Origin of the sequence: Falsiroseomonas oryziterrae, from assembly GCF_021864505.1 — a bacterium.
In the GTDB taxonomy this organism is placed as follows: domain Bacteria; phylum Pseudomonadota; class Alphaproteobacteria; order Acetobacterales; family Acetobacteraceae; genus Falsiroseomonas; species Falsiroseomonas oryziterrae.
Genome location: NZ_JAKJIB010000290.1, coordinates 1 through 5,486, shown reverse-complemented (window position 1 = coordinate 5,486; position 5,486 = coordinate 1). Strand labels below are relative to the sequence as shown.

The 5,486-nt window shown below is 74.6% G+C and carries 7 protein-coding genes; all 7 read right to left on the bottom strand.

Annotated features, from left to right (window positions below; all coding sequences use genetic code 11):
* A partial coding sequence (gene otnK / locus L2I40_RS18355; RefSeq protein WP_237216634.1) for a 3-oxo-tetronate kinase occupies window positions 1–1,035 on the bottom strand: 1,035 nt, incomplete at its 3' end.
* Window positions 1,035–1,913: a class I SAM-dependent methyltransferase gene (locus L2I40_RS18350; protein ID WP_237216633.1), complete on the bottom strand. Its 879-nt coding sequence runs from the start codon at window positions 1,911–1,913 to the stop codon at window positions 1,035–1,037. The genes L2I40_RS18350 and otnK, both read right to left, overlap by 1 nt.
* A complete protein-coding gene (locus tag L2I40_RS18345; protein WP_237216632.1) occupies window positions 1,913–2,947 on the bottom strand; it encodes a glycosyltransferase family 4 protein in 1,035 nt (344 codons plus the stop codon). The genes L2I40_RS18350 and L2I40_RS18345 overlap by 1 nt, the downstream gene beginning before the upstream one ends.
* A 5-nt stretch (window positions 2,948–2,952) precedes the next feature.
* Window positions 2,953–3,351, bottom strand: a complete 399-nt coding sequence (locus tag L2I40_RS18340; protein ID WP_237216631.1) for a 6-pyruvoyl trahydropterin synthase family protein — start codon at window positions 3,349–3,351, stop codon at window positions 2,953–2,955.
* A 17-nt stretch (window positions 3,352–3,368) separates the two neighbouring features.
* A complete protein-coding gene (locus L2I40_RS18335) occupies window positions 3,369–4,346 on the bottom strand; it encodes a zinc-dependent alcohol dehydrogenase (protein WP_237216630.1) in 978 nt (325 codons plus the stop codon).
* Window positions 4,343–5,113 (bottom strand): RibD family protein, encoded by a 771-nt coding sequence (locus L2I40_RS18330; RefSeq protein WP_237216629.1) that lies wholly within the window; start codon window positions 5,111–5,113, stop codon window positions 4,343–4,345. The genes L2I40_RS18335 and L2I40_RS18330 overlap by 4 nt, the downstream gene beginning before the upstream one ends.
* Window positions 5,114–5,210: 97 nt before the next feature.
* Window positions 5,211–5,486 (bottom strand): hypothetical protein (locus L2I40_RS18325; protein ID WP_237216628.1); only part of this gene is annotated, 276 nt, incomplete at its 5' end.

Here is a 5,486-nt window from a genome sequence, read left to right as displayed (position 1 = left end):
GACCGCCGCCATCGCCTCCTCGACCAGCGCGCCCGCCGCCTCGCGGCCGAGCTTCGCCTGCAGCGCCGCGACCCTGTCGGGCGGCGCGCTGGCCGCGATCACGACCGGCCGGGACGCATCGAGCTTCCCCTCCGCCCAGCCGAGCGCCTGCGCGGCCAGCGCCGCGGCATCCGGCGTGGCGAGCGCATCGAGCTCCAGCACCGGTGCGTGATCTCGGGCGAAGCCGATCTGGCCGAGGGTCGCGCGCGAGCAGGAGCCCGCGACGACCGCGCAGAGGCCGGACGGCGCGGGCAGGGCCGCGGCATCGTCGCGCTCCGGCAGCAGGCCGGCCGCGCGGAAATTGGCCGGCAGCCCCATCGCGACGCCGGAGCCGCCGGTGACCAGCGCGTGGCCCGCGACCGCCTCGCCGATCGTGTGCAGGTGCGCATCCGTCACCGCATCGACGATGGCATAGCGCCGGCCGCTGTCGGCGAGCCGCGTGAACTCCCGCCGGATCGCCGCCGCACCCGCCTCCACGACCGCGAAGGGCACCAGCCCGACGCCGCCATCCGTCTGGCGCGACAGCACGCGGACCAGGTCCGGGTCGCGCATCGGCGTGAGCGGGTGGTTCTCCATCCCCGACTCGCTCAGCAGCCGCTGGCCCACGAAGAGGTGCCCCTGGAAGATGCTGCGGCCGTTCGCCGGGAAGGCCGGGCAGGCGATGGCGAGCCCGCCGCCGAGCCGCTTCAGCAGCGCATCGGCGACCGGGCCGATGTTGCCCTCATCCGTGCTGTCGAAGGTCGAGCAGTACTTGAAGAAGAGCTGCTTCGCGCCGGCCGCGAGCAATGCCTCGGCCGCCGCCACGCTCTCCGCCACCGCCTGCGCCACCGGGGCTGTGCGCGACTTCAGCGCCACCACGACCGCGTCGGCCTCCGGTAAAGGGCCGTCTGGCACGCCGATCACCTGCACGCAGCGCATGCCGTTCTTGACCAGCATGGAGGCGAGGTCGGTCGCACCGGTGAAATCGTCGGCGACGCAGCCGAGAAGCAGAGGCATCAGGCGGGGTTCCCAGGAAGGCAGAGCAGGTCGGCATGCCCGACGCGGGCCGAAAGGCGAAGGTCGCGCGCCTGGGTCGCGCGGTCCACGGCCCAGCGCGCGATGCGGCCTTCAAGACGGCGTTCCTGCGCACGGGCGGCGGCGGCATGGCCCTCCGCGAGTTCGAGCGCCATCCGCCAATCGCGGCGCAGGATCACCCAGTCCGACGGTGCGCGCAGCACCTCGTAGCCCTGCGCCGCGAAGGCCGCTCCGATCGTCGCCGGCGCCTTCGCGCCGAGTGCGACGCCCCCAAATCCCTTGTCGCGTCGCTGGTCGCGGGCGAAGCCGCGCGCCACCAGCGCATCGCCCGGATGCGGTGGCCAGAACCGCTCGCGCCCCGTCACGTTCAGCGCGGCGTAGAAGGGCAGGCGTCGCGCGGCGCAGGCGGCGGCCATCCGCTCCACCCAGGCCTCGCTCACCAGGTCGCAGAGCGCGGTGTTCACCACCGCGTCCACCGCGTGCAGCGGCAGGTTGTCGGGCGCCTCGCGCAGGTCGGCGACCAGGCCCTCGACGCGCCAGGCGCCGTGTGGGCTGTGCACCAGAAGCGTCCGCTTGCCGGGGAAGGTCACGCCCCAGCCGACATCGGCGGCGCGCTCCGCGATGGTGTCGAAGGCGCGCTCGATCAGCCCGGCATCCGCATCCACCAGCGTCCAGGCCTGGGCGCGGCCCATGAAGTGGCCGAGCCAGCGCAGGAGCGAGCCGGTCCCGGCGCCGAGATCGAGGATGCGCGGCCGCGCCGGCAGCGCCGCGGCAAGCCGCGCGGCCAGGCCCGCGTCGCGCGCGGCGGCATCGAAGGGCTCGCGCAGGTCGAGCCAGTCGCCGTCGAAGCTCTCCGCCATCAGGCTTTCTCCAGCTCCGACACGAAGGCGGCGGCGCGGTCGGACCAGCGCGGCAGCCCCTGGCCCGCCTGCCAGGCGGCTTCCGCCATCTGCGCGCGCAGAGCGGTGTCGAAGATCACGCGCCGCATCCCCTTGCCGAGCGAGACATGGTCGCCGGGGGGCGAGACGACGCTCGCCTCGACCGGTGCGAGTTCGGCCAGCGCACCGCCTGCGGTCACCGCCACGGGCAGCCCACGCGCCAGCGCCTCGGCCACCGCCATGCCGTAGCCCTCCCAATGGCTCGCCAGCGCGAAGACGTCGGCGCCCTGCCACATCGCCTCCAGCACCGCGCCGTCCACCTCGCCGGCGAAGTCCACGCGCTGCGCGACGCCGAGCTCCTCGGCCAGCGCCTGCAGGCCATGGGCATGCGCCACGTCGCGCGCGCCACCGACCACCGTCAGCCGCCAGTCGAGGTCGGGGAGCGTCGCCAGCGCGCGGACCAGCACGTCATGGCCCTTGCGCGGCACCAGCGCGCCGACCGAGAGGATCGCACAGCCGTCGCCGGAGCCGCTGCTGCGCGGCGCAGGATCGGTCCCCGGCTCCACCACGCCGATGCGCGCAGGGTCGCATCCGAAATCGGGCTCGAGGCGCCGGGCGGTGAGCTGGCTCGTCGCCACCAGCCGCGCGAGGCGGGGGAACAGCGCGATCTCCGCCGCGCGCAGCGCATCCCGCACCTCGCCGGTGTTGCCGTGCTCGAGCGCGGTCGGGTGGTGGATCAGTCCGACCGCGCGGCGCCGTTCCAGCTCATCCGCCAGCGGCGCGAAGGCCGGCAGGCCGAGCCCGTCCACGACGATCCGCGTCCCGGCCGGAACGGCCGCGAGCGCATGCCGCGCATCGGCAAGCGCCGCGTCGTCCGGGTATGGGTGGCGCCCCTGCAGCTCGACGACCTGCACGTCGTGGCCGCTTGCGCGCAGCCCCTCCAACAGGCGCCGGTCATAGCCGTAGCCGCCCGAGACGGTGTCGAAGGGCCCCGGTACGAGAAGGGCGATGTCCATGCAGCTCAGACCGGTCCCTCGAAGGCGGCCCAGGCGATGTGGCTCTCGCGCAGCAGCACCTTGATCCCCGTGACCGCCTTGCCGCCGTCGCCGAGCCGCCCGTCGCGGCAGGCCGCGGCGAGTTCCTGCTGGATGTGCAGGCAGAGGTATTCGGTGGTGGTGTTCTTGCCCGCAAAGAGCGGCTCCGCGTCCAGGTTGCGGTAGTCGATCGGGGCGAGCACCGCGCGCAGGACGTCCTTGGCCAGGCCGATGTCGATCAGCAGGTGCAGGTCGTCGAGCTTCGGGGCGCGGAACTCCGCCTCCACGACGAAGGTGGCGCCGTGCAGCCGCTGCGCCGGGCCGAAGGCCTCGCCGCGGAAGCTGTGGGCGATCATGATGTGGTCGACGACCGTCAGGCTGAACATCGGGGCAGTCCTACTCTCTATATATAGGTGACAACCGGGCAGAGCGGCTGCGGAGCGCCTTGCGGCGGATCCAGCACCTCCGCCATCCGCGCCGGCAGCTCGGCGAAGCGGATCTCCGGCCCGACCAGCGCGTCGAGCCGCGGATCATCAAGCAGCGACAGCGCGAGCGCCAGCCGCTCCCCATGCGTGCGCCGCCCGCGCATCGCCGGCGCCACCGCGCCGACCTGCGTCGAGATCAGTGCCAGCCGCTTCGCGTGGAAGGCCTCGCCGAGCGGCAGGTCGCAGGCGCGGTCGCCGAACCAGGACGCCTCGACCACCCGCCCCTCGAAGCCGCAGCGCGCCAGGGCGAGCTGCAGCCCCTCCGGGCTGGCCGAGGCATGCACGACCAGATCGCGATCCGCCGGCGCCTCGCCCGGTGCGCAGAAGCGCGCGCCGAAGGATTCGACGATCGCGCGCCGCGCCGGGTCGAGGTCGCAGACCGCGAGATCCACGCCTGGCACCCGCGCGAGCAGGAAGGCGACCAGCAGCCCGACCACGCCCGCGCCCACCACCAGCGCACGCTCGCCGACCAGCGGCCGTGCATCCCACAGCACGTTGACGGCCGTCTCCATATTGGCCGCCAGCACCGCCCGGCGGTCCGGGACGGCGTCCGGCACCGGCACGCACATCGAAGCGGGGGCCAGGAAGGCGTCGTGGTGCGGATGGAGGCAGAAGACGCGCCGCCCGCGCAGTGCCTCCGGCCCGGCCTGCACCACGCCGACGGCCGCGTAGCCGTAGGAGAGGGGGAAGGGGAAGGCGCCCTGCATGAGCGGTGCGGCCATCGCGCCCCACTGGCTTTCGGGCACGCGGCCGCGGAAGACCAGCCGCTCTGTCCCGCGCGAAATGCCGCTCGCGCGCGTCGCGACCAGCGCCTGGTCGGGCCCGGGCGGCGGCAGCACGGCCTCGCGGATCTCCGCGACGCCCGGCGCGACGGTCCAGAGACTGCGCGCCTTCATGTGCCGGGTCGAGCGCGGCCGACCGCGACGTCGCAGAGGATGTCGTCGCCGAGTTGGGTGACGCTCCAGCCGAAGCGCATGCCGTCCGCGATGCGCGAAACCTCCGGCAGGCTGAAGGCCGGGATGCCGGAGCCGAGGATCACCGGCGCGATCGTCACATGCAGCCGGTCGAGCAGCCCGGCCGCGAGGAAGGCCGAGACGGTGCGCCCGCCACCTTCGACGAAGATCCGCCGGAGCCCGCGCCCCGACAGCAGCCGCAGCAGCGACGTGAGGTCGAGCCCCTCCGCGCCCCGCCCCATGCGGATCACCTCCGCATGGCCGTGCCTCGCGGGGCCGTCCGTCGCGGCCACTAGCAACGTCGGCGCGGCGCCGTCGGCGAAGACGCGATGCGTCGCCGGCAGCCGCCGCTCCGCATCCAGCACGACCCTGACCGGGTTCGGCCCTGCGACCTCGCGAGTCGTCAGTCGCGGGTCGTCGTGCCGCACCGTGCCGGCGCCGACCAGAACGACGTCGCAGAGCGCACGCAGCCGGTGCGTGTGCAGGATGTCGCCCGCGCCGCCGATCCATTGCGAGGAGCCAGCGGCGGTGGCGATGCGGCCGTCGAGCGTCTGCGCCAGCCGCCCGACCACGACACAGCCATCCTCCGCGACGGGCGCCGCCAGCACCGGCGCGAAAAGCCGGCCAAGCGGCCCGCGCGGCATCTCACCGCCCGCGCGCGCAGCGAGCAGCGCGGTCCACTCGTCCGGGGGAGGCGGCGTGTCGGGCATGCCGGGCAGCTATGCCCAAGCGGGGCCGCGTCGTCCATCGCGGCGGCCGAGGCTGCCCTGTCCTTCCCGACGCGGCCCCGTCCGGCGCCGCGTCGTTTCAGGCGCGCGAACTCACCGAGACAGCCCCGCCGCGTCCAGGCCGTGCGCGGCCGAGCGCGCCATAGGTGCCGGGGCCGGCCGGCCGTGCCGCGCCGGCGATAGCCTCGATCACCCGCGACTGCAGGTCGATGGCGCGCCCCAGCAGCCGGCGGTTCTCCGCCGAGAGGGTGCGCAGCGCCTGCGCCGCCTCCTCCGCGTCGGCGCGCAGCGCCGGATCGCCCGTCGTCCCGGTCCGGGCCGCGGCGGCGAAGGCGGCCTCAGATCGGAAGAGCAC

Bases quoted from the DNA above. Each gene is read 5' to 3' on its own strand.
- L2I40_RS18350 (WP_237216633.1), bottom strand. From the start codon at position 1,913: ATGGCGGAGAGCTTCGACGGCGACTGGCTCGACCTGCGCGAGCCCTTC.
- L2I40_RS18345 (WP_237216632.1), bottom strand. From the start codon at position 2,947: ATGGACATCGCCCTTCTCGTACCGGGGCCCTTCGACACCGTCTCGGGC.
- L2I40_RS18340 (WP_237216631.1), bottom strand. From the start codon at position 3,351: ATGTTCAGCCTGACGGTCGTCGACCACATCATGATCGCCCACAGCTTC.
- L2I40_RS18335 (WP_237216630.1), bottom strand. From the start codon at position 4,346: ATGAAGGCGCGCAGTCTCTGGACCGTCGCGCCGGGCGTCGCGGAGATC.
- L2I40_RS18330 (WP_237216629.1), bottom strand. From the start codon at position 5,113: ATGCCCGACACGCCGCCTCCCCCGGACGAGTGGACCGCGCTGCTCGCT.